This window comes from Pseudomonas laurylsulfativorans, assembly GCF_002906155.1.
GTDB classification, from domain to species: domain Bacteria; phylum Pseudomonadota; class Gammaproteobacteria; order Pseudomonadales; family Pseudomonadaceae; genus Aquipseudomonas; species Aquipseudomonas laurylsulfativorans.
On sequence record NZ_MUJK01000003.1, the window covers coordinates 716,231 to 735,951 of the forward strand.

Sequence of the window (19,721 nt, forward strand, 5' to 3'; positions counted from 1 at the left end):
TGATCGAAGCCCGGGTTGGAGACTGTTTTGACAAATTTTTCGCCTGCCACTTATACCGACCTCAGTGTCGAATGTTTGATAAATGAAGCGATTCTTCGCAAAGAGGGCGAATTGTCCGATACCGGCGCACTGGTTGTTCGTACCGGTCACCGTACCGGCCGTTCGCCAGTCGATCGTTTCATCGTTGAAGAGCCAAGCACCCAGGCCGCCATCGCCTGGGGCCCGATCAACCGCAAGTTCCCGGCCGACAAGTTCGACGCCCTGTGGGCTCGCGTTGAGGCATTCAACAACGCGCAAGAGCATTTCGTTTCCCACGTGCATGTAGGTGCGGCTTCCGAGCACTACCTGGCCGTGAAGATGACCACCCAGACTGCCTGGCAGAACCTGTTCGGCCGTTGCCTGTTCATCAACCCGGCTCAGTACAACCCGGCGGGTCGTGACGAGTGGCAAGTGCTCAACGTTGCCAACTTCGAGTGCGTGCCAGAGCGTGACGGCACCAACTCCGACGGCTGCGTGATCCTCAACTTCGCCCAGAAGAAAGTGCTGATCGCCGGCATGCGTTACGCCGGTGAAATGAAGAAAGCCATGTTCTCGGTGCAGAACTTCCTGCTGCCGGCCGCCGACGTGCTGCCAATGCACTGCGCGGCCAACATCGGCGAAGAGGGCGACGTGACCCTGTTCTTCGGTCTGTCGGGTACCGGCAAGACCACCCTGTCCGCTGACGAAAGCCGTTACCTGATCGGTGACGACGAGCACGGCTGGGGCGAGGGCGTGGTGTTCAACATCGAAGGCGGTTGCTATGCCAAGTGCATCGACCTGTCCGAGAAGAACGAGCCGGTTATCTGGAAAGCCATCAAGCACGGCGCAGTGCTGGAAAACGTCGTTATCGATGACGCCAAGCACGCCGACTACACCGATGTCAGCCTGACCCAGAACAGCCGCGCCGCCTACCCGCTGGAGCACGTTGCCAAGCGCTCCGAGAAGAACCTCGGTGGCGAACCGAACGCTGTGATCTTCCTGACCTGCGACCTGACCGGCGTGCTGCCGCCAGTGTCGATCCTCAACGAAGAGCAAGCGGCCTACCACTTCTTGTCCGGTTACACCGCTCTGGTGGGCTCGACTGAAATGGGTTCGGGCAGCGGCATCAAGTCGACTTTCTCCACCTGCTTCGGCGCACCGTTCTTCCCACGTCCGGCTGGCGAATACGCAGAGCTGCTGATCAAGCGCATTCGCGGCTTCGGCTCCAAGGTCTACCTGGTCAACACTGGCTGGACTGGCGGCGGCTACGGCGTCGGCAAGCGCTTCAGCATCCCGACCACCCGTGCGGTGATCGCAGCGATCCAGAGCGGCGCGCTGATCGGTACCGAGACCGAGCACCTGGACACCATTAACCTCGACGTGCCACTGGCCGTGCCAGGCGTTGAGACTGGCCTGCTGAACCCACGTAACACCTGGGCCGACGTAGCCGCCTACGACAAAGCCGCCAAAGCACTGGCCGGCCTGTTCATCGAGAACTTCAAGAAGTTTGATGTCAGCGAGTCAATCAGAACGGCAGGCCCGGCCTGCGTTAAACCGCAATATTCTGGGAGTTGCGACTATGTTTAACCATGTTCAAGCCTATGCCGGTGACCCTATTTTGTCCTTGATCGAAGCCTTTGAAAAAGATCCGCGGGCAGACAAGGTCAACCTGAGTATTGGCCTTTATTACGATAATCACGGTGAGATACCTTTACCATCTGCTGCGCGTGAAGCAGAGATGAATCTCTTCGAGACTGGGCAGCATGCATCTCTGTACCTGCCTATGGAAGGTCTCGCCGAATACCGTGAGGGTGTGCAGGGCTTGCTGTTTGGTATGGGGCATCCCGCGGTCAAATCGAATAGGGTTGCAACGGTACAAACGATTGGGGGCTCCGGCGCGCTCAAGATTGGCGCTGACTTCCTCAATCGCTATTACCCCAATTCACAAGTTTGGGTCAGTGATCCGACCTGGCAAAACCATCATTCAATATTTGCTGGCGCTGGCTTTAGGGTGAATACCTATCCCTACTTTGACGCTGCTTCAGGGACGGTAGATTTCGCAGCGATGGTTCAAGCTCTGGAACGTCTTCCAGCGCAAAGTATTCTCGTGCTTCATCCTTGCTGTCACAACCCAACGGGTGCTGACCTGACCCCTGATCAATGGGATTTGGTGACGTCGATCGTAAAAGCAAGAGAGTTAATTCCTTTTCTGGATATTGCCTACCAAGGGTTTGGCGTTGGTATGGACGAGGATGCGTATGCCATTAGATCAATGGCTCAAGCAGGTGTCAGCTGCTTGGTCAGCAACTCTTTCTCGAAAATCTTTTCCCTATATGGCGAGCGAGTAGGGGGGCTTTCAGTGGTGTGCCAGGATGAGCCTACAGCTGACAAGGTTCTGGGACAGCTTAAGGCAACGATTCGGCAAAACTATTCGAGCCCACCTCGACATGGGGCGCAGATCGTCTCAGCAGTCTTGGCTCAGCCGGAACTCAAAGCGTCCTGGATTGCGGAGGTGGAGACTATGCGTCTGCGCATCGTCGAAATGCGCAAAGCGTTAGTGGCGAGATTGAGTACTGCTTTACCTGATCGAGATTTCAGTTTTTTTCTGACTCAGCAGGGTATGTTTAGCTATACCGGCTTCAACGCCGATCAGGTGATGCGCCTGAAGGTCGAGCGCCGTGTTTACCTTATCGGTAGTGGTCGGATCTGTATGTCTGGATTGAATCCTCAAAATATTGATCAGGTTGCTGAGGCAATGGCCAGGACATATGGCATTCGAGAATGCGCTTGATTGTGTAGATCTGAGGTTGAGTATGACCGAGCCCGTTTTTACACGGGCTCGGTCAATTCTATTGCTGTAAAAGGCTCCTCCATCGTCATCCAGTTACCGTCGAGTCTTGGATCGTGTACCAAGGCCTTACCATTTACCTAGTCAGGTGTGCTTCTATCGGAAGCAATTTACCTTGGAGGCTTGCGCCTCAGCATTGGAAGGGCAGGCAATGTTTGATTCGTGCCAGTGGCTTAACGAGCCCAAGATCTGGTCAACCGATGGACGTGAGTTGTCCGTCACGACGGATGCCAATACCGATTTTTGGCGAGGTACCTACTATGGGTTTTTTCGTCATAGCGGCCATTTCTTTGGAGCCAAGGTTATCGGCGATTTCACAGCGCAGATCCGTGTAAAAGGCGATTTCAAAGAGCTATATGACCAAGCTGGGTTGATGGTACTCATCGATGACCAGCGCTGGATCAAAGCGGGCGTGGAGGTGAACGACGAAGCAGTCGTGAGCAGCAGCGTATTGACTAATGGCCTATCAGATTGGGCTGTTAGCTCGGCATTGACACGTGGTAATGAGTTTTGGCTCCGCATCACGGTAGCCCAGGGTTCTGTTCGCGTTCAGATTTCTGAGGATTATATTGTTTGGCCGCTAGTGCGGCTCGCGGCGTTCCCGGTTGCAGAGCACTATCTGGTAGGCCCCATGTGCTGCACACCTGAGCGAAGGGGACTGCGCTTGAGCTTCAGTGAGTTCATTGTCGGGCCTGCATTGAAAAAAGAGTTACATGATCTCAGCTGAGAGATGCGGCGACGCCATGAAGGTTGCGTCGCCGTCGCTCCCTAGTCAGTGAATCTGATGGGAAAGGAATTGCTGCGTCCGTTCATTTTTGGGTGAATCGATCACCTGCCTTGGTGGGCCAATTTCTGCGATCTTTCCGGCGTCGAAGAATGCGACCCGGCTGGAGACCTCTCGCGCGAAAGCGATTTCATGAGTGACCAGCACCATCGTCATCCCTTCCGTCGAGAGCATCAACAGCGTATCCAGAACCTCACGTACCAGTTGAGGATCAAGCGCTGCAGTGACTTCATCAAAAAGCATGTAGCGGGGTTGCATCGCTAGCGCTCGAGCAATTGCCAAGCGCTGTTGTTGTCCTCCAGAAAGCTGAGTGGGGGACATCGACGCCTTGTCGCCCAAACCTACTTTTTCGAGCTGCGCGTACGCCACTTCCTCTGCGCTTTTTCGTTTCATCTTGCGCACAACTTTGAGAGCCAAGGCGGCATTGTCGAGCACCGAAAGGTGAGGGAAGACATTGTATTGCTGGAACACTATTCCCACGTTTGCTCGCAGCGCATTGAGATCGGTGGCTCGCGAAAAAACATTAACACCATCGACGCAAATATTGCCGTCACTGATGCTTTCCAATCCATTTATGCACTGAAGCAACGTTGATTTTCCAGATCCGCTCGGGCCGATAATGGACACGACTTCACCCTTTTCAACGCTCATGTCGACACCCTTCAAAATGTTCAGGTTGCCGTAGGATTTGTGGACGTTCTTGATTTCGATCATTGACCCAGTCCTTTTTCAACTTTGGCGCCCAGGCGAGCGATGGGGTAGCACAGCAGGAAGTAAAAAATACCGACGATGAGTAAGACCAGTAGGGGCTCCTGGGTTCGGGTGACGATGATTTGTGATCCGCGAAGAAGCTCGATGTAGCCAATAACGGCTGCCAATGAAGTGTCTTTGAGCACGCCCAAAACAATACCGATCCAAGATGCAAATGTGCGTCGAAGCATGATCGGTACCGTCACATTGGCGAACGCTTGGAGATAGCTCATGCCGAGTGAGCGTGCTGCCTTCTGCAGGTTTTGAGGTACTGATTCAAATCCTCCTTTGTAGATCTCCGAGCAGAACGAAGCCATATACAGAGTCAGCACGACAGCACTGCAGTAGAAGGGGCTTAGGGGATAACGAAAGGCGGCAAGAGCCGCGTTCAATACGATCAATTGGATGAGTAGGGGAACGGAGCGAGATACATCCACCAACACGACGATCAGGCTATTTCCGACTCTGGATACCGATCTGAGCCAGCCCATCAAAAATCCCAGTACGGAGCCTAGGACGATTGCCCATAGTGCTAACCAGAGCGTGTGTCCGGCACCCTGGAGAAGGAAGATAAGGTCGTTTGGCTGAAGGCCAGAAAATAGCGGCACACTGTTCATGCTTGAACCCTCCTTTTTCCGCCATACAGTCGTGCCGCACCGTAAAGCGCCAAGGTCACGAGTTTGGCCAAGGCGTAGTAAACGATTGCCGTTGCGATGAAAAATTCAAATGAACGGAAAGTTAGAGACTGGGCTGTATAGGTTGCGCCTGTCAGTTCCTGAAGACCCACCACCATACCCAACGAGGTATTGAGAAGGCTCCAGATCAACTGATTGCCTGCGCCAGGAAGAATCAAGGGCACCAATTGTGGAAGGATAATTCGGCTGAATGTTTGCCAGCGGTTCATCCCCAATGCGGCACCCGCCCGATATTGCCGCGGATCCACGCCGTCGATTCCTCCGCGAATAACCTCGGCCAGGTAGCCCGCGGTGTTGAACGTAATGGCTCCTAGCACTGCGTAGAAGGAGTTCACATCCACACCAATGGCACCCAGCCCGAAATACGCCATGTAGATCTGGAACAAGCACGGCGTGTTTCGCGCGATCTCAATCCAGGTGACACACACTGCTTTCGCGGATTTGTTACTCGAAGACTTGCCCCATGCCAGCACAAACGCAATCAAAGCCCCCAGTGCAAATGATAGGAGCGTCAATTGCACAGTCATGATCAGACCGGGTAGTAAGTCAGGAAAAGCCCGCCACACCGGTGTCCATTGGAAGTGATAATTCATAGCGTCGCTCCTCGTTCATTAAGGTGCGAGCTTGCGGCTCGCACCCTCTACGTGCTTAAAGCTTGTCTAAGGCAGGAGCGTCTGCCTGGTACCACTTTTTGTAGAGCTCGGTATATCGGCCGGTGACTTGCTGCTGATGCAGGAAAAGGTTTGTGAAGCGAAGGAAGTCGGTGCTATCGCGGGTCACCATCATTCCGACGGTGTCTTTGGGGAAAGGGGCATCGCAGCAAGTATGAAAGGCTTGGAACTGAGGCAGCTTAGTCAACTCAATCGCGGCTTGGACGTTGACGATGAATGCGTCAACTTTTCCTTGGGCCAAGGCCAGGTTCCGGTCGCTATCATTACTGACGGTTAGATACTTGCCCTCTGCATCATTCCATTGCTTAAAGTAAGCTTGGAACAGAGCATCTTCAGCAGCGCCGCGCACACCAGCGACCTTTTTTCCTTTCAGGTCATCAAAGGATTTGATGTTGGAGTCTTTGCGTGAGACTACGACGAAACTATAGGAGGAGTAGGGAGTCGTGAAGGCAACCGTTTTCGCACGTTCGAGTGTGATGGTTGCGCTCGCAATCGAGATGTCTACCTGGCTCGACAGCAGCGCTGGAATCCGCTGCGGAGATGACGTTTCAACAATCATCGGTTTGACACCAAGAGCCTTGGCCAGATCCAGGCAGTACTCAACGTCATAACCAGCTGGGTTGTTTGCAGAATCCCTGAAGCCATTAGGTGGATAATCCAGCATGACCCCACATTTGAGCTCTCCTGAAGAGATCACATCGTCTAGCTTGTCGGCCATTACAGGTGTCGCAACGGTCATGATGGCGACCATGGCGGCGGTGATGCTCAATTTCTGACTTGCTTTCATGACTTAGTCCCCGCGTTAGTGTTACCGCTTGTAAACCATTACATTGTAGATAGCAGAACGTGTGCCAGATCTGCTGAAGCAGTGACGCCAGACGGTCAGTTACGATGTTTAGTCATGATTTTGTAATCATTATCTCATTGTTTTTAAAAGGATTTAGCGCAATCAGGTTTTCTTTTAGTTTTTTGCGAGAGGGCTAACCGCAGCCGCCCGTCGTAAATTTGCGCGCTATATTGGTGCATGATTGTGTAAACGATTACTAAGGTGGGCGCTTGAATGGTCAATTCGTAACACCGTCATGTGCGCTGCGCGATGAGAGGAACAGGACATCACTCATGGCAGCTCCAAGAGATTTGGATGCGCAAGATCTAGGGAACACTACACACCCTGGATCGTCCGGAGAGGTGGGGGGCACAATAGAAATGCTTTTGTACCTTTTGATCCCGGGCGTTCACGGCTATAGGCAATCGACATCGGTCGTTAGAAAGAACCACGTGCGACCCAGCTGACGACATTTTCCAGCGAATGCCCAGCGCGCGCTCAGGTCAGAAGCTGTGCCCCAATATCTGTTTCTGAGTGATCAAAAAACACCGGAGCTAAGCGCGCCTATTATGTATGGCGCACCACTTGGTAATTCCCCGGCCCATTCAAATTTCCAAGAGCGCGGTCTGAGTAATAGCGAATCGTCACATTCCCCCCTACGAAAATTTAATTGGGAACGCTCAAGAACTGCCTGAAAACTTGTGCTGTGCTCAATTTTTTACCGCTGAACCAACTCTGCAAGAAACTCCGTCAAAGCTGTTTGCCTGTCATCCTCTTCTGATACCAGCATCTCTATCCCCCAGTGTCCGAGCACCTCTTCTGCCACTGGATTAGGTCGGTTGGTGAACAGATATGACTTCGGTCGCGCCGGAGCGCGAGCATGATTGCCCCACATTTTGGTCAAGCGGTAAAAGAGCAATCGAATGTTGAGGTCGGAAATGCTGTACCCGATGAACAGCACCGAGTTGCCCAACACATCGTGGCGCAGCTTGATGTCGAGCGGTGACTCAAAGTCGAGCCTTTCGTAGTAGCTGGTTTCATCGAGTACGATTGAGGCGTCGTCATCAAAGTCGCCGTGGAATTTAACGATTTCGCGACAACCTTCTTGCGCCGTGACCAAGTCCGCCACGCTTGCCACCTTGGTATAAGGAATGCCGTAATAATCGTGAGCAAGCTCAAGCCACCGGTCGTAATTCGTCGTGTAGATCTTCGAGAAATTCCCTTGGGCGATGAGTCGGTGAATTTCTGAGCCTCCGATATCAATGCCCTCTTTATGCCACTCCCTGTCCATCCAACTTCGAAGCGGCCCTAAGGTGCCTTTTTTTCTGCGATAGAACTCAGCTAGGGCGAGATGGTTGCCATACGATGCAAATATCTCCGGGTCATATCCCAGCTCATTGGCAAGCCTGGAAGTGAGCTGGCTCCATGAAGGAAGCCCGAGATTCGCGGAAACCCCAGCACCTGCGAACAGGACGAGCTTGCCGGTCTGATATGCGTGCCGCAGTTGAGCTTTCATGCCATTCCCTTTTCTGACTTAAGGAACTCTGCGAAGGCATCCAATGCTTTGCGCCTCATCGAGATTTCGTTTTTACGCTCGCCCATTTCAGCAAATGTCTCGGTATGCCCATTTGGAATGAACACGCAATCCCACTGAAAATCTCTTGGCCCTGCTGGCGCTGCAGGCACCGTCCCCTGAACCTCACCTGAGAACATGTGAATTTGTCGACCATCACAATACCCAAGAACAGTTTTCGCGGTTACTGAGGCATCACCCAATCCTCGCACCAGGGCCGTGAATTTGTCAGCTTCGAGCTTGTCCCAAAAAATCTGGGTAAGGCCTGCAGGAAGGCCGTTCATTCCCGCGAGGTACAGTCCTGTGTGCTCGACAAACAGAGGTCTTCCAATTATTGAAAACGCCTTTGAAAGCTTGTCACGAACAAGGCGCTCGACGTCCTCCGTCTGAAGCTCCTCAATTTTCTCTTTGACTGCGAGCACCTCAACGCCGGCAGGCTCAAGAATTTTTCGTACCTCTTCGAGCTTGTGCTGGTTGCCTGACAAAAATCTTATCTTCATGACTAACCTCTGATGAGGGGATAGCGTTCATGCAACTGCGTGTTGCTGAACGATTTGCAACTCCTCAGCCTAATGCGGACATGTGATCTTCATTCAATCTACGCTCGATTGTTGCTAGCTGATTTGAGCAGATAACAAACGGTAGTCCATGCTTGCCGAAATCGCTCCTTCGGGCCCGGGCCCGGCCGAACCCAGCATTCCGAGGTGCGCATTCTGAGTGTCCAGATCTTGGAAGACCGCCGATTGCGGCTTCTGTGTCAGCTCTTCTTTCGGCAACCGTAGCCGTGCCTTTGAAACGCAGACGAAACATTTCGGCCATATGATTCGCGTCACTGAAAATTGAAGGGGCAAGGGATGAATCGACCGTCAAGAAGCATGCGCAAGTTGCTCGACTCAGTCGCCACCAACAATGAGGTCGCTGCGCTTGACGTGATGCGCGCAGCTGAGCCGCTTCAAGACGAGGTATTACGTCAGCGATTGCATAACTTGATTCACAGGCTCAATCAGGACGCCAATGACTTGCGAATGGCGCGTGATGATATCCAAGGTGGTGCCATCAAACTCGCCTGACCGGCCTCAAGCAATCTGACTGCAGTAATCGTGACGCTGCTCAGAAGGCATACCTCGGCAACTGCGGTGGGTAGTCGTTGCAGTGCTGTTCAGGCAGATCTAAGTGCCGATAATGTCGGTCGTAAATTAATGGCGAAGTCTGGTCTAGCCGAGTGACTTGTTGCTTGCAGGCTCATCACCTCCTGTAACATGCAACAAAACCCACTACGAGCTTTGAAAATGGAGTTTCACTCGATTCTTGCTTTTACCTTGGTCGCTGCGATTGCCATTGCGAGTCCAGGGCCTGCGACCCTGATGGCGATCAACAACAGTCTGGCCCATGGACAGCGCAGCGCAGTGTGGTCGTCTTTTGGTAATGCTAGTGGTCTGTTTTGCCTGTCGGCCGCTGCTATGCTGGGCTTGGGGGCGTTGCTTGCCAGTTCCGAATGGCTGTTCAATGCGGTGAAGATCATCGGTGCCGGCTACCTGTTCTACCTGGGGCTAAGGCAGTTGTTCACAAAGAGCCCGATGCTCGCGGACGGTATGCAGGATGGCTCGAAGAAGAGCAGGCCTACTCGCTTAAAGTTGTACAAATCGGCTTTCCTGACGGCAGTGACCAACCCTAAGGCGACGATGTTCTTCACTGCGCTGTTCCCGCAATTCATCGACCAGAGCGCGACGTTGCTGCCACAATTCCTGATCCTCACCTCGATCTTCATGGCGTTGTCGGTTGCGTCGCTGAGCCTGTATGCCGCGCTCGCCTCCCGAGCCAAGGGCGTGCTGACGCGGCCTGACTTGTCCCGGTGGGTCAGTCGGGTGGTAGGGTCGACGTTCATCTGCTTCGGGGCCGCCATCCTGACCATGCGTCGACAGGCTGCATAAGAGGAGGGCAGCTAGTCGCTCCTTCGGGCCAACAAGGCCCGGCTAGCCAACCTAACTCGAGAACTACTCACTCTGGCGTCATGAGCACCGCAAGCGTCATATTGATGGACTCTTCGTTCTTGCTGATGGTGTCCAAAGCACCGCGCACGTTGCTGGCGACCTCTGCTGATCCGCGCTGCTCGACCCATAGCGTCAGCTCCATAATGGCAGCCTCAAGTGCGAGTTGGTTTTGATAGATTTTGGACAGTAGGGAAGGGAGCAGGTCAGCGTTCGACATTGTGATTCCTCCGTGGAAGAGGTCAGCGTAGCAGGAGGAAAAATGAGGTGGGACGCTTTCAGAAGGGCGGAACACAATCTTGAGTCCGCGTGACCCCACTAGCTGGAAACTGATCGCGGCTTTCCCGGTGATGTAGTGCTCACGGGACACTCGGCATAGGTCAACATCGAAGTGGGGCATGCTCAACCTCTCCAGGTACTCTCGCAACATTGCACGGAGTGTTGAGGGCCTCTGTTATAGGTAATCCACATCACTCAATGCTCATGGGCATGTGAATGGATGGTCAGGGCACCAGGTACCTTGGTGCGTTCGAGCCCCCCACGCTCGAGCCACCGGAGGGTCTGCGTATAGGCGCGCTGCAGCAAAGACTCGGTCTGGTCAAAGTTGAACACCGAGACATCCACAGGGCACAAGGGCGGGACGATGTGCAGGCTGGTGAGAGTGCGGAAGTGTTCGATGTCGCTCACCAGTTGGCGCATGCTCATCAGATTGACGGTGTGCAGGGCTAAGGCGACCAGGCCTCGAGGCGGTTGTGTTAGGGCGCAACTCACGCCGGTGGGGAGTACCACGATGTTGGTGGCTCCCAAGGCTAAGGCAGTTGAGATAGGTGTATTGCTTGCCACGCCACCGTCAATCAGGAATTGATCGGCAATCTTTACGCAGGGGAACACCAGCGGGATGGCAGCACTAGCCAGTAATGCCTGTCGGAGTTCGCCACTGGACAGAACGGTCTCGGCACCGCTCAGCAGGTCAGTGGTGACGATGTGCAGGGGCAACGCCGCATCCTCAATGCGGTGTATAGGCAGTGCCTGATCCAACAGTTGGTTCAAAGACGCCGGCTGCAACAGAAAACTACGCCGTTTGATCAGTCCTCTACAGGTATCGAGCCAGGACAGGGGAAAGATGTCTGTTTTACGTAGGCCCCGCCAGAAATTGGCGAGCGCCTCGACGCCTTCGGAATCGGGTCTTGCGGCAAAATAGGCACCGTTGATGGCACCCACCGAAGCGCCCACCACCATGTCGAATGGAATGTTGGCCTCGACCAAGGCCCGCAACATACCCACTTGGACAGCACCCAAGCTGCCGCCGCCAGCGAATACGATTGCGGTTTTGGTCGCCATGGTCGAAGTCTCTGTGCAGAAATGTATCGAATCAGTGTAGCTGGCGGGTCGGCGTTACTTCCGGGTGCTCGCCAGATGATCGAGACGTCGCAAGCTTGGAGTTCCGGACGATGCTGAATCCCAATGGAAACGGGATCAATGCGTAACGGAGCGCGGTTCTACTGCGAGACTGCGTCCATAGGAATGAACGTCTATGACAACGAAGAGAAACTACGTCTCAAGAACACCTATCAGGCTCAAGAGGAAGCCGAGTTTGAGAGTCAGCGACTTAACCTGGAGCGCCTTCAAAACCTACTTTTTGAACGGGAATCCACGACTGCGCTATCTAACAATTCTTAAGTCGGTGCACACCTATCCCATCCAAGGTTTCACATGCCGAAACTGTCATTTGCTTGGCTGCTTGTGACGAGCGTACATCACTGCCGTGCCACCTGATGTGTCTCTGGCTTGCAGCTCAAACGCTTGCGGGTAGCCTTTGATGAGGTCGCTTAGTTTTTTGTAGCCATGAGTGCGTGGGTCAAACTCCGGACGTAGTTTCGTAATGTTCGCGCCCAACGCGCCTAAATGTGCCCAGCCATCCTCGTCAGCAATGTCGTCCATGATCTTGGCGATGAAGCCCACCGGTGCTTTAGGCTTTTTGGAAGGCTCAGCAACTGCTGGTTTTGCCACATCAGGGGCCGCAGCGGAAGCGGTACTAGGCTCACCGTTGGTGGGCGCAACGACATCCTCACGGAGTAACTCGATGTAAATGAATTTGTCGCATGCGGCCACGAACGGCTTGGGTGTTTTCTCTTCGCCGAACCCGTAAACGGTTAAACCCTCTTCACGTAATCGAGAAGCCAATCGAGTGAAATCGCTGTCGCTCGATACTAGGCAAAATCCGTCGAAACGGCGGGTGTATAGCAAGTCCATGGCATCGATGATAAGCGAGCTGTCGGTGGCGTTTTTGCCTTTGGTATAGGCGAATTGCTGGATGGGCTGAATCGAGTGATCGAGCAGCACTTTCTTCCAACCTCCGAGATGTGGGCCAGTCCAGTCGCCGTAGATGCGTTTGACACTGGCGACACCGTACTTAGCAATTTCTTCAAACAGTCCTTCGACGATTGCTGCTGGGGCATTGTCGGCGTCGATCAACACTGCGAGGCGCTTCTGAGCGTTATTGGAGGTATGCGTGGCCATGGTTCATCCTTGAGTGAAAGTGTCACCATACCTGCAAACGAGGGACTAATCTTGGTTTCGGTCGCTCGTATTCCCACCCACTAAGAAGTACGCCCGGATCAACGCTGTAGCGCTGCCAGATTGAAAGTGTTCCAACTCGTCCCTTGGGTGAACTGTAATCCTCGCAGAAATCCAAGCTGTCGCAAGTCATTGAAAAGCGTGAGCACCCAGTCGTTGATTTCAACCGGCATGAGGCCGTTATAGATTCCGTTTCAGGACTGATTTCGGGCGATCGTCATTCGTGTACCAAGCGCGACCTCCTTCAGCATCTTGTAGAACAAACTTTTTATCTTTGGGGTCAGCTACGCTAAAGACCTGTGACCTCATTCGCCTTAAATAATTACAACTTGGACGTAGGAGAATGGATATGGAAAATTTGGTGATTCTCATCGTACTGCCATTGGTTACCTTCATCGCGGCTTGGGCGATCGCCAGTTGGCGTGCCCAGCGCAACCACCAGCAGCTACGGACTGATCTGGAAGTGACACAGGCCGATTTGACGCGTGTCCAGGCAGATTTATCGGAACAGCAGGCCACACTTGGCACCTTGTCTAGAGAGAAAGCAGCACTGGATATTGCTTATGGACGGTTGACTCCCCAAGTAGACGCCAGAAATGTATCTGTTCAAGATATTATTTTTCTGAGCTCCACTGAATGCTAATTAATTGGGGAACAGAGGCAGTTGATCGCTAGAAGTAGTTGCGAAAATTTTTTCAAGACGTACCCCTAGCAATCTCCAAGCCTCGGTTTTTTCCTTGGCATAATCATGATGAAGATAATGTCGACGAACCTTTGATCCACCAAGTACATGATTTTGGCAGCGATCAATTATCTCTATTGTTATACCGAGCTCTTGCATCATAGTTGCGCCTGTTCGGCGCAAATCGTGAGGGGTCCATTCACCTTTGCTTCCCTTGTTGAGCACCAATGAGTCATCGTGGTGGCGGCCAATAAGTGGTTTACTGCGTTTTTTGAATCGGCACTGCCGGTCACCGATTAACTTGCTAACTGTCTTCGTATCGACATGGCTTTTCTCGACTTTGCTGGGGAAGCAGTACGGCGTATGTCCGCTTTCCCTTTGCAATAGCTTGAATTGTGTCAGCACGAAAGAGGACATAAACACGTGGTGATCCTGACGTCTGCCCATATGTCCTTTGGTGGATTCGGCTGGAATGAGCCAGGTCCCTTTTTCCAGATCCACGTATCTCCATTCAGACTTGAGCAGTTCTCCGATGCGGCAGAGGGTACCCAGACAGATCCAGACTGCGCATTGCACGCGTGGGTTTACTGGGCGGATACCAGAGTATTTCTGGCCGGCGGGTAGGGCGTCATAGTCGTGTGCCAGACGCGCGAAGATGTCGCGCAACTCGCGAATTTCATCAGGAGAAAGTACGCGGTCGCGTTGTTCTTGGTAGTCGTGATCGAGCAGTTTGTTGGCGTCTATCAAGTAGGCCGGATTTCCATCGACCATTAGGGTGCGCCACGGCTTGCGTTTCTCAGCCCAGCGCAGCATCTGGCCGATGTCCTTACTGCGAATCACAACGGCGCGGTTCAGGCCGCGGGCTTTGACCGAGCGTAGGACAGTGAGCAGATCTTTCTCGGTGAGGTTGCGCAGCGGCTTATCGCCAATGACTGGTAACACGTCTTTGGTGAAGCTGCGGCGCAGTTCAGCGTTTCCGTCCTGGCGGGATACGCCGTCGCGAATCCACTCCTCGAAGAGATCAGTGACTGTCTTGTTCTCTCCCGCCTGACGTTCGGCCTCGGCAATGGTGGCGACAATGGCAGCCTGGGCTTCGATTCTGGCGGCCTTGCGGGCGGTGATGGGGTCTATGCCTTTAGTGATGCTCACTCTCATTTCGTCACGCTCGGCACGAATTTGCGCCAGCGATTTCTTCGGCCAACTGCCCAAACGGTGATCACGTTTGGTTCCGTGCAGTTTGAACTCGTAGCGAAATAGGAGAGTAATGCCGCGTACACCGGCGCGAACCTTGGCAGTCAGGCCACCGTCTTCGCGTAGCGTCCTCCCGTCATCCGCGGAGGTGAGCGCCTCCAGTTGCTTCGCCGTTAGTTTTGCCACTGTCGACCTCATGTCTGATTCCAGCGTCTTGAAATTTTGCCCCACTTTTGCCCCACCGAATCACTTGGCTGTCGATGGATATTAGTGGATCGTTATAGACGTTAATATAGCCTGAATCCCCGTAAATTCTAGGTTAAAGCGTTCCATGAGAGTGTACGTTCGTCCATGGAATTCCAGGTCTTAAGTGTATGGGGTGCTAGGGGTCGAGTGTTCGAATCACTCCGTCCCGACCATATAATTCAAGGGGTTGCGAGATTTTATCTCGCGACCATTTTTATTTTTAAGTGTTTTTACCCCCACAAAAAGACGACTCTGGGTGGAATCTTCAGCTGATACCCAATTCGGAATTTATCCCAGGCAGGGCTTTGGCCTCAGCGTACTGAGTGAATTGATGACGGCTTTGGGGGGCATTGCTTTCGTTCATTGCCGACGCTATTGGTCGATAGTTGTTGGTCGCGATGACGATGGTGGATGTTTCACTGAGTGGACGTTTGATCCAGCGATCTCGGGTCGATCCAGCCTGTCGGCGATTGAGGCCAGTGTCCAATGGGTTGTTGTGCTGATGAACAACATACAGTACCTCTCAGTCCGTGAAGTTGAGGTTACAGGTCATAACGAGGCTAGTGCGGCCTCGCTATCGTTGTGCATTGATAGGCGGGTTGCCGATCAGGGTGACAATGCCTTGAGGTCGAAGGATGTTGCGCCTGGCAAGGTTGGCCATTTGTGTGGACCTTCCATGATCTCTTGCGGGGTCAGCAGACAGGCGTCCAATTGCCGCTTCAAAATATCCAGGTCGATACCCTGGCCGATGAAGACTATTTCCTGTCGGCAATCCCCGGTGATCTCGTCCCATTTGGCCATTATCCCTTCGCGGCGATAGTCATCCTGAGGCCATTGCGATTGCGCAATGAATGTCCACCAGCGCCCGACATAGTCCCAACGAAACTGCCCGCCACTTTGCACCAGCATGCCAATGTCCAGATGCCGACTGGCAACCCAGAAGTAGCCTTTGCAACGCAGTAGGCGCCCGTTTTGCCACGGCCGCTGCAGGAAATCCAGCAGACGTTGCGGATGGAATGGCGCACGCTCCTGATACACCCACGAAGCAATCCCATAGGTGTCCGACTCGGGAGGACGCTCGTCACTCGACTCCAGGCTTTTCATCCAGCCGGGCGACTGCACCAGACTCGGCAAATCGAAGCGGCCGGTGTCGAGGATCTTCGACAGATCGACGGCACCGTACGCCATGGGCAGGATTTCGGCCTGCGGATTGAGACCCGCGAGAACGGCGCTCAGTTCCAGAAAGCCTTTCTCGCCTATCAGGTCCAGCCGGCTGACGAGGATGACGTTGGCGTACTCCACCTGTTCGATCAGCAGGTCGGACAAGTGGCGTAATGGCGTGCCCATTTCGTCCTCGTCGCCGACCGTATCCCGCGAGGCCAGCAGCGCCTGAAAGTTGCTGCCGTCGACAACGGTGACCAAGGTGTCGAGCCGCGCCAGTTCGCTCAGGCTGAAGCCTTGCGAATCGAGGAAGGCGAAAGTCTCGGCGACCGGCATCGGTTCGGAGATCCCGGTGGACTCGATCAGCAGGTAATCGAAGCGCTGCTGACGCGCCAGCAGGCTGATCTGCTCAAGCAGATCAGCGCGTAGCGTGCAGCAGATGCAGCCGTTGCTCATCTCGACCAGTTCATCGCTGCCGCGGTGCAGCGACACGTTGCGTGCCACGTCCTCGGCGTCGATGTTGACTTCGCTCATGTCGTTGACGATGACCGCCACCCGCATGCCTGCGCGGTTGCGCAGGATGTGGTTGAGCAGGGTCGTCTTGCCCGAGCCGAGGAAGCCCGAAAGGACCGTCACCGGCAACCGGCACGACAGGGCCCCGTCAATCATGCGGCCACCGTTTTCGCGTCGACGGCCTTGTCCAGGTAGCTTTCGAACAGGTCGACGACCACGAAGCCATCGTCCGCGGCATCACCCCACAGATCCTTTACCTGGAATTCAACGTGATAGGTCGGCTGGTGCGCCGCGCTCAAATCACCGTGACCGATGGCATCCGGGAACGGCCATTTTTCCGAGGTGCGGTGTCGGACGATACCTTCCTTGCCGCGTACATAGGCCGGCATGCGTATGTGGCCGGCCACGTATTCGTCGCGAACCACTACCCGATCGCCAACTTCAAATGGCGGGCGGCCGGTAATGGCGGGGCGGCCCTTGTCGTGGGAAGGGTTGGCCAATTTGAAGGGTGAACCCAGCGCCTGATCGAGTTCGTCCTGGGTAATAACGCCGGTTTCGACCAGCAAGGTGGCCGTGGCAATGACGTAGCGTTCGTAATATTGCGTGCCAACGTGCTGGCGGACATCAAGTCGTTCGACGGCGTGACGGATTTCGTCGACGCTGAATTTTTTCAACTGGTCGGCGCCGATAAACATCAGGCTATAAGCCAGGTGCTCCCATTCCTGTTTGAATACTTGCTTGTAATCCTGACTATTGATGACATGGGGAACCTTGCCAAAGCCTTGAAAACCGCCGAGATCGTGAAAGCCATCCATAATGAAAACCTCCGAAAATTAGAAGATGAAGAGTCTTTTGGGTCAACGTACGCGGGGCAGGGCAACCCCGATCAGCACATCCTTGGTCACCAGTTTCTGAAGCTCTTCTTCACTCATGTGCTCGGAGCCTTCGGGCCTCAAGGGCAGGACCAGGTAGCGGCTTTCTGCGCTGGTATCCCAGACTTTGACGACCACATCGCTTGGTAACTCTGTGCCCATCTCACGCAGCACGGTGCGTCCTTCACGAACCAGACGTGCACGGAACTCAAAACCCTTGTACCACTCCGGCGGCAACCCCAGGACCGGCCAGTTGGTGCAGGAGCACAGGCTGCAGACGATGACGTTTTTCAGCTGGGGCAAGTCCTCCAGGGCCACGATGTATTCGCCTTGCGGACCGGTGAAACCGAACTGCGCACACGCTGCGGTGCCGTCTTTGAGCAACAGCTCCCGGAACTGCGGATCGACCCACGCCTTGGCGACTACACGGGCGCCGTTTTCCGGGCTCCATTGATGCACCATCAATTCGGTTAGTTGCTCGATATAGCCCTCTGGAATCAGTTCCTTGTCTTTCATAACCTTGAACAACGCCCAGGCCCGCTCGCTGGGCGTCGAAGTGGATGCTGGGGATACAGTGGCGCTCATGGTGTAACTCCTCATCGGTTTAACACGGTCAAAAAAAGTGAAGAACTGCTCCCCGGTTTTTTATTGATGTCCGGGAGATTGGGTGAGGTGGGCTTACAACGTCTTCCAGTCGACAGCGGCCTCGAACGCTGCGGCCGCTTGGTAAATCGTGCCTTCGGCATAGTGCTTGCCAACGAACATCAGCCCCACCGGCAGGCCGTCCACCAGACCACACGGGATCGACATGGCCGGATGCCCGGTAATGTCCTGCGGCGCGGTGTTGCCGATCATTTCCAGCGCACGGGCCACGTATTCGGTGATCGAACAATCGGATTCGGGGTGAGGCTGGGCGATGATCGGCACGGTCGGCATGACCAGCAGGTCATAGGTCTCCAGTGCCTTGTCGTAACCGGCCCGGGCAAAGCGTGCGATGTTCTGTGCCTTGGCGTAGAAACGACCGTTGTAGCGTTCCAGGCCGTACTGGCCGACGAACATGCACAGCTTGAGCGACGCGGACAATGCGTCCGCTTGTTCGCGCCAGCCGGCCTGTTTATCCAGCAGGCCGACGTCGTAGAGGCCCTTCCAGTTAAAGCCTGCACCATTGCCATGCATCATCTGCATGGTCAGGCCTTCGCAGCCGATGGGGTGCCACAGCGAACCCGCCAGGTTGTGCTCGGGGACGGAGACTTCCTCCACGCGAGCGCCCAAGACCTCAAGTCGGGCGATGGCGCTGCGTACCTTGTCGGCAACACGTTGGTCCTGGTTGGCCAGCTGGAAACCTTCCAGCAGGATGCCGATCCGCAGCCCGCTCACACCTCGCTCCAGATAGTCGCAGTAGGCGTCGACCTGAGGAGCGGCCTGGCGAGGGTCGAGTCCGTCGGCACCGGCCATGACTTCCAGCATCAGTGCGTTGTCACGCACGTTGCGGGTGATGGGACCGGCATGGTCGATGGTGGCTTCGATTGCCATGATGCCGGTGTAAGGCACCAAACCGTGGGTCGGCTTCATGCCATAGGTGCCGCAGAACGCAGAAGGGATGCGGATCGAGCCGCCCTGATCACCGCCAACCGCCAGATCTACCTCGCCGGCTGCTACCAACGCAGCGCTGCCGGAGGAGGAGCCGCCAGCGGCGAAACCATGCCGATACGGGTTATGTACGGGCGCCGGATCAGACGTGTGGCTGCCACCGGAGAGGCAGTAGTGTTCACAGGTCGCCTTGCCCAGAATGGTGACCCCGGCGTCCAGCAAACGGGTCACCACGGTAGCGTCGAACTGCGGTACGAAGCCTTCCAGTGGGGCAGCGCCGTTCATCATCGGGACGCCAGCCAGGGAGATGTTGTCCTTGAGCGCAACAGTCTTGCCGGCAAGCTTGCCCTCACGGGCGCCATTCACCTCAGTCCTGTAATACCAGGCGTTGAGCAGGTTTTGCGGGTTCGACGGGCGATAGCCCGAACTGCGGTCGTAGCGCACCGGTGGGGTGAAATCCGGCAACTCGTCGATCAGGTCATAGGCATCGAAACTTGGCTGCATAAGTGCCAGGTATTCCGCTGCCTGCTCGTGGGTCAGCTGCATATTCAGCCGGCCAGCGATGTCCTGCAGTTGGTCGAGGGTAGGGCGAACAATGGCCATGATTTTCCTATTCTTTTTGTCTGTGATCGACGACGGGGCAGCCAGTACGGGAGCGTTCGACGTTGTTCGCAAACACCACGCGCCGGGTACCTGGAGCGACATCAATCGATGTGGGTAACAGGGTTCAAGTTAG

Annotated in this window: 21 protein-coding genes; 6 read left to right on the plus strand and 15 right to left on the minus strand. The window is 54.6% G+C overall.

What is annotated here, in order from left to right; genetic code table 11:
- Window positions 1-27: 27 nt before the first annotated feature.
- From B0D71_RS13795 to B0D71_RS13805, 3 genes are all read left to right on the plus strand, one after another.
- Window positions 28-1,605 (plus strand): phosphoenolpyruvate carboxykinase, encoded by a 1,578-nt coding sequence (locus B0D71_RS13795; protein WP_103395230.1) that lies wholly within the window; start codon window positions 28-30, stop codon window positions 1,603-1,605.
- Window positions 1,598-2,809 carry an amino acid aminotransferase gene (locus tag B0D71_RS13800; RefSeq protein WP_103395231.1) on the plus strand — a complete coding sequence of 404 codons (1,212 nt, stop codon included), beginning with the start codon at window positions 1,598-1,600 and terminating at the stop codon, window positions 2,807-2,809. Before B0D71_RS13795 ends, B0D71_RS13800 begins: the two co-directional genes overlap by 8 nt.
- 208 nt (window positions 2,810-3,017) lie before the next feature.
- Window positions 3,018-3,593 (plus strand): DUF1349 domain-containing protein, encoded by a 576-nt coding sequence (locus B0D71_RS13805; RefSeq protein WP_103395232.1) that lies wholly within the window; start codon window positions 3,018-3,020, stop codon window positions 3,591-3,593.
- Between the two features lie 45 nt (window positions 3,594-3,638).
- Here B0D71_RS13805 and B0D71_RS13810 read toward each other — a convergent pair whose 3' ends face one another.
- From B0D71_RS13810 to B0D71_RS13835, 6 genes are all read right to left on the minus strand, one after another.
- Window positions 3,639-4,364 (minus strand): amino acid ABC transporter ATP-binding protein, encoded by a 726-nt coding sequence (locus B0D71_RS13810; RefSeq protein ID WP_103395233.1) that lies wholly within the window; start codon window positions 4,362-4,364, stop codon window positions 3,639-3,641.
- Window positions 4,361-5,017, minus strand: a complete 657-nt coding sequence (locus B0D71_RS13815; RefSeq protein ID WP_103395234.1) for an amino acid ABC transporter permease — start codon at window positions 5,015-5,017, stop codon at window positions 4,361-4,363. The genes B0D71_RS13810 and B0D71_RS13815 overlap by 4 nt, the downstream gene beginning before the upstream one ends.
- Window positions 5,014-5,688, minus strand: coding sequence for an amino acid ABC transporter permease (locus B0D71_RS13820; protein WP_103395235.1), 675 nt, complete (start codon window positions 5,686-5,688; stop codon window positions 5,014-5,016). The genes B0D71_RS13815 and B0D71_RS13820 overlap by 4 nt, the downstream gene beginning before the upstream one ends.
- A gap of 55 nt (window positions 5,689-5,743) precedes the next feature.
- Entirely contained in the window at window positions 5,744-6,553 is an 810-nt protein-coding gene (locus B0D71_RS13825; protein WP_103395236.1) for a transporter substrate-binding domain-containing protein, read from the minus strand.
- Between the two features lie 757 nt (window positions 6,554-7,310).
- A complete protein-coding gene (locus B0D71_RS13830) occupies window positions 7,311-8,108 on the minus strand; it encodes an SIR2 family protein (protein ID WP_103395237.1) in 798 nt (265 codons plus the stop codon).
- Window positions 8,105-8,665, minus strand: coding sequence for a non-canonical purine NTP pyrophosphatase (locus B0D71_RS13835; protein WP_103395238.1), 561 nt, complete (start codon window positions 8,663-8,665; stop codon window positions 8,105-8,107). Before B0D71_RS13835 ends, B0D71_RS13830 begins: the two co-directional genes overlap by 4 nt.
- 354 nt (window positions 8,666-9,019) lie before the next feature.
- Here B0D71_RS13835 and B0D71_RS13840 point away from each other — a divergent pair, with 354 nt between their 5' ends.
- Window positions 9,020-9,235 carry a hypothetical protein gene (locus tag B0D71_RS13840; RefSeq protein ID WP_103395239.1) on the plus strand — a complete coding sequence of 72 codons (216 nt, stop codon included), beginning with the start codon at window positions 9,020-9,022 and terminating at the stop codon, window positions 9,233-9,235.
- Window positions 9,236-9,454: 219 nt separating this feature from the next.
- Window positions 9,455-10,096 (plus strand): LysE family translocator, encoded by a 642-nt coding sequence (locus B0D71_RS13845; RefSeq protein WP_103395240.1) that lies wholly within the window; start codon window positions 9,455-9,457, stop codon window positions 10,094-10,096.
- Between the two features lie 67 nt (window positions 10,097-10,163).
- Here the strand turns inward: B0D71_RS13845 and B0D71_RS13850 are convergent, their stop codons facing one another.
- The 4 genes from B0D71_RS13850 to B0D71_RS32365 all read right to left on the minus strand — a co-directional run bounded on the left by B0D71_RS13850 (window position 10,164) and on the right by B0D71_RS32365 (window position 12,863).
- Window positions 10,164-10,373, minus strand: a complete 210-nt coding sequence (locus tag B0D71_RS13850; protein ID WP_103395274.1) for a hypothetical protein — start codon at window positions 10,371-10,373, stop codon at window positions 10,164-10,166.
- 254 nt (window positions 10,374-10,627) lie between these two features.
- On the minus strand, window positions 10,628-11,494 hold the full coding sequence (locus B0D71_RS13855; RefSeq protein ID WP_103395241.1) for a patatin-like phospholipase family protein: 867 nt from the start codon (window positions 11,492-11,494) through the stop codon (window positions 10,628-10,630).
- Window positions 11,495-11,878: 384 nt separating this feature from the next.
- Window positions 11,879-12,673 carry an NYN domain-containing protein gene (locus B0D71_RS13865; RefSeq protein WP_103395243.1) on the minus strand — a complete coding sequence of 265 codons (795 nt, stop codon included), beginning with the start codon at window positions 12,671-12,673 and terminating at the stop codon, window positions 11,879-11,881.
- A gap of 22 nt (window positions 12,674-12,695) precedes the next feature.
- Window positions 12,696-12,863, minus strand: coding sequence for a DUF7693 family protein (locus B0D71_RS32365; RefSeq protein WP_420825134.1), 168 nt, complete (start codon window positions 12,861-12,863; stop codon window positions 12,696-12,698).
- A gap of 216 nt (window positions 12,864-13,079) precedes the next feature.
- On the opposite strand from B0D71_RS32365, the gene B0D71_RS13875 reads away from it, so the two are divergent.
- Complete coding sequence (locus B0D71_RS13875; protein WP_103395244.1) at window positions 13,080-13,373, plus strand: hypothetical protein; 294 nt, start codon at window positions 13,080-13,082, stop codon at window positions 13,371-13,373.
- Here the strand turns inward: B0D71_RS13875 and B0D71_RS13880 are convergent, their stop codons facing one another.
- The 5 genes from B0D71_RS13880 to B0D71_RS13900 form a co-directional block, all read right to left on the minus strand.
- Entirely contained in the window at window positions 13,374-14,789 is a 1,416-nt protein-coding gene (locus B0D71_RS13880; RefSeq protein ID WP_103395275.1) for a tyrosine-type recombinase/integrase, read from the minus strand. It abuts the gene before it with no gap.
- Between the two features lie 666 nt (window positions 14,790-15,455).
- Window positions 15,456-16,679, minus strand: a complete 1,224-nt coding sequence (locus tag B0D71_RS13885; protein WP_103395245.1) for a GTP-binding protein — start codon at window positions 16,677-16,679, stop codon at window positions 15,456-15,458.
- Window positions 16,676-17,338, minus strand: coding sequence for a nitrile hydratase subunit beta (gene nthB / locus B0D71_RS13890; RefSeq protein ID WP_015095811.1), 663 nt, complete (start codon window positions 17,336-17,338; stop codon window positions 16,676-16,678). The genes B0D71_RS13885 and nthB overlap by 4 nt, the downstream gene beginning before the upstream one ends.
- A 42-nt stretch (window positions 17,339-17,380) precedes the next feature.
- Complete coding sequence (gene nthA, locus B0D71_RS13895; RefSeq protein WP_007975717.1) at window positions 17,381-17,980, minus strand: nitrile hydratase subunit alpha; 600 nt, start codon at window positions 17,978-17,980, stop codon at window positions 17,381-17,383.
- Window positions 17,981-18,073: 93 nt separating this feature from the next.
- Complete coding sequence (locus B0D71_RS13900; protein ID WP_103395246.1) at window positions 18,074-19,588, minus strand: amidase; 1,515 nt, start codon at window positions 19,586-19,588, stop codon at window positions 18,074-18,076.
- Between the last annotated feature and the right edge of the window lie 133 nt (window positions 19,589-19,721).

Bases quoted from the DNA above. Each gene is read 5' to 3' on its own strand.
- B0D71_RS13800 (WP_103395231.1), top strand. From the start codon at position 1,598: ATGTTTAACCATGTTCAAGCCTATGCCGGTGACCCTATTTTGTCCTTG.
- B0D71_RS13805 (WP_103395232.1), top strand. From the start codon at position 3,018: ATGTTTGATTCGTGCCAGTGGCTTAACGAGCCCAAGATCTGGTCAACC.
- B0D71_RS13810 (WP_103395233.1), bottom strand. From the start codon at position 4,364: ATGATCGAAATCAAGAACGTCCACAAATCCTACGGCAACCTGAACATT.
- B0D71_RS13815 (WP_103395234.1), bottom strand. From the start codon at position 5,017: ATGAACAGTGTGCCGCTATTTTCTGGCCTTCAGCCAAACGACCTTATC.
- B0D71_RS13820 (WP_103395235.1), bottom strand. From the start codon at position 5,688: ATGAATTATCACTTCCAATGGACACCGGTGTGGCGGGCTTTTCCTGAC.
- B0D71_RS13825 (WP_103395236.1), bottom strand. From the start codon at position 6,553: ATGAAAGCAAGTCAGAAATTGAGCATCACCGCCGCCATGGTCGCCATC.
- B0D71_RS13830 (WP_103395237.1), bottom strand. From the start codon at position 8,108: ATGAAAGCTCAACTGCGGCACGCATATCAGACCGGCAAGCTCGTCCTG.
- B0D71_RS13835 (WP_103395238.1), bottom strand. From the start codon at position 8,665: ATGAAGATAAGATTTTTGTCAGGCAACCAGCACAAGCTCGAAGAGGTA.
- B0D71_RS13840 (WP_103395239.1), top strand. From the start codon at position 9,020: ATGAATCGACCGTCAAGAAGCATGCGCAAGTTGCTCGACTCAGTCGCC.
- B0D71_RS13845 (WP_103395240.1), top strand. From the start codon at position 9,455: ATGGAGTTTCACTCGATTCTTGCTTTTACCTTGGTCGCTGCGATTGCC.
- B0D71_RS13850 (WP_103395274.1), bottom strand. From the start codon at position 10,373: ATGTCGAACGCTGACCTGCTCCCTTCCCTACTGTCCAAAATCTATCAA.
- B0D71_RS13855 (WP_103395241.1), bottom strand. From the start codon at position 11,494: ATGGCGACCAAAACCGCAATCGTATTCGCTGGCGGCGGCAGCTTGGGT.
- B0D71_RS13865 (WP_103395243.1), bottom strand. From the start codon at position 12,673: ATGGCCACGCATACCTCCAATAACGCTCAGAAGCGCCTCGCAGTGTTG.
- B0D71_RS32365 (WP_420825134.1), bottom strand. From the start codon at position 12,863: ATGACTTGCGACAGCTTGGATTTCTGCGAGGATTACAGTTCACCCAAG.
- B0D71_RS13875 (WP_103395244.1), top strand. From the start codon at position 13,080: ATGGAAAATTTGGTGATTCTCATCGTACTGCCATTGGTTACCTTCATC.
- B0D71_RS13885 (WP_103395245.1), bottom strand. From the start codon at position 16,679: ATGATTGACGGGGCCCTGTCGTGCCGGTTGCCGGTGACGGTCCTTTCG.
- nthB (WP_015095811.1), bottom strand. From the start codon at position 17,338: ATGGATGGCTTTCACGATCTCGGCGGTTTTCAAGGCTTTGGCAAGGTT.
- nthA (WP_007975717.1), bottom strand. From the start codon at position 17,980: ATGAGCGCCACTGTATCCCCAGCATCCACTTCGACGCCCAGCGAGCGG.
- B0D71_RS13900 (WP_103395246.1), bottom strand. From the start codon at position 19,588: ATGGCCATTGTTCGCCCTACCCTCGACCAACTGCAGGACATCGCTGGC.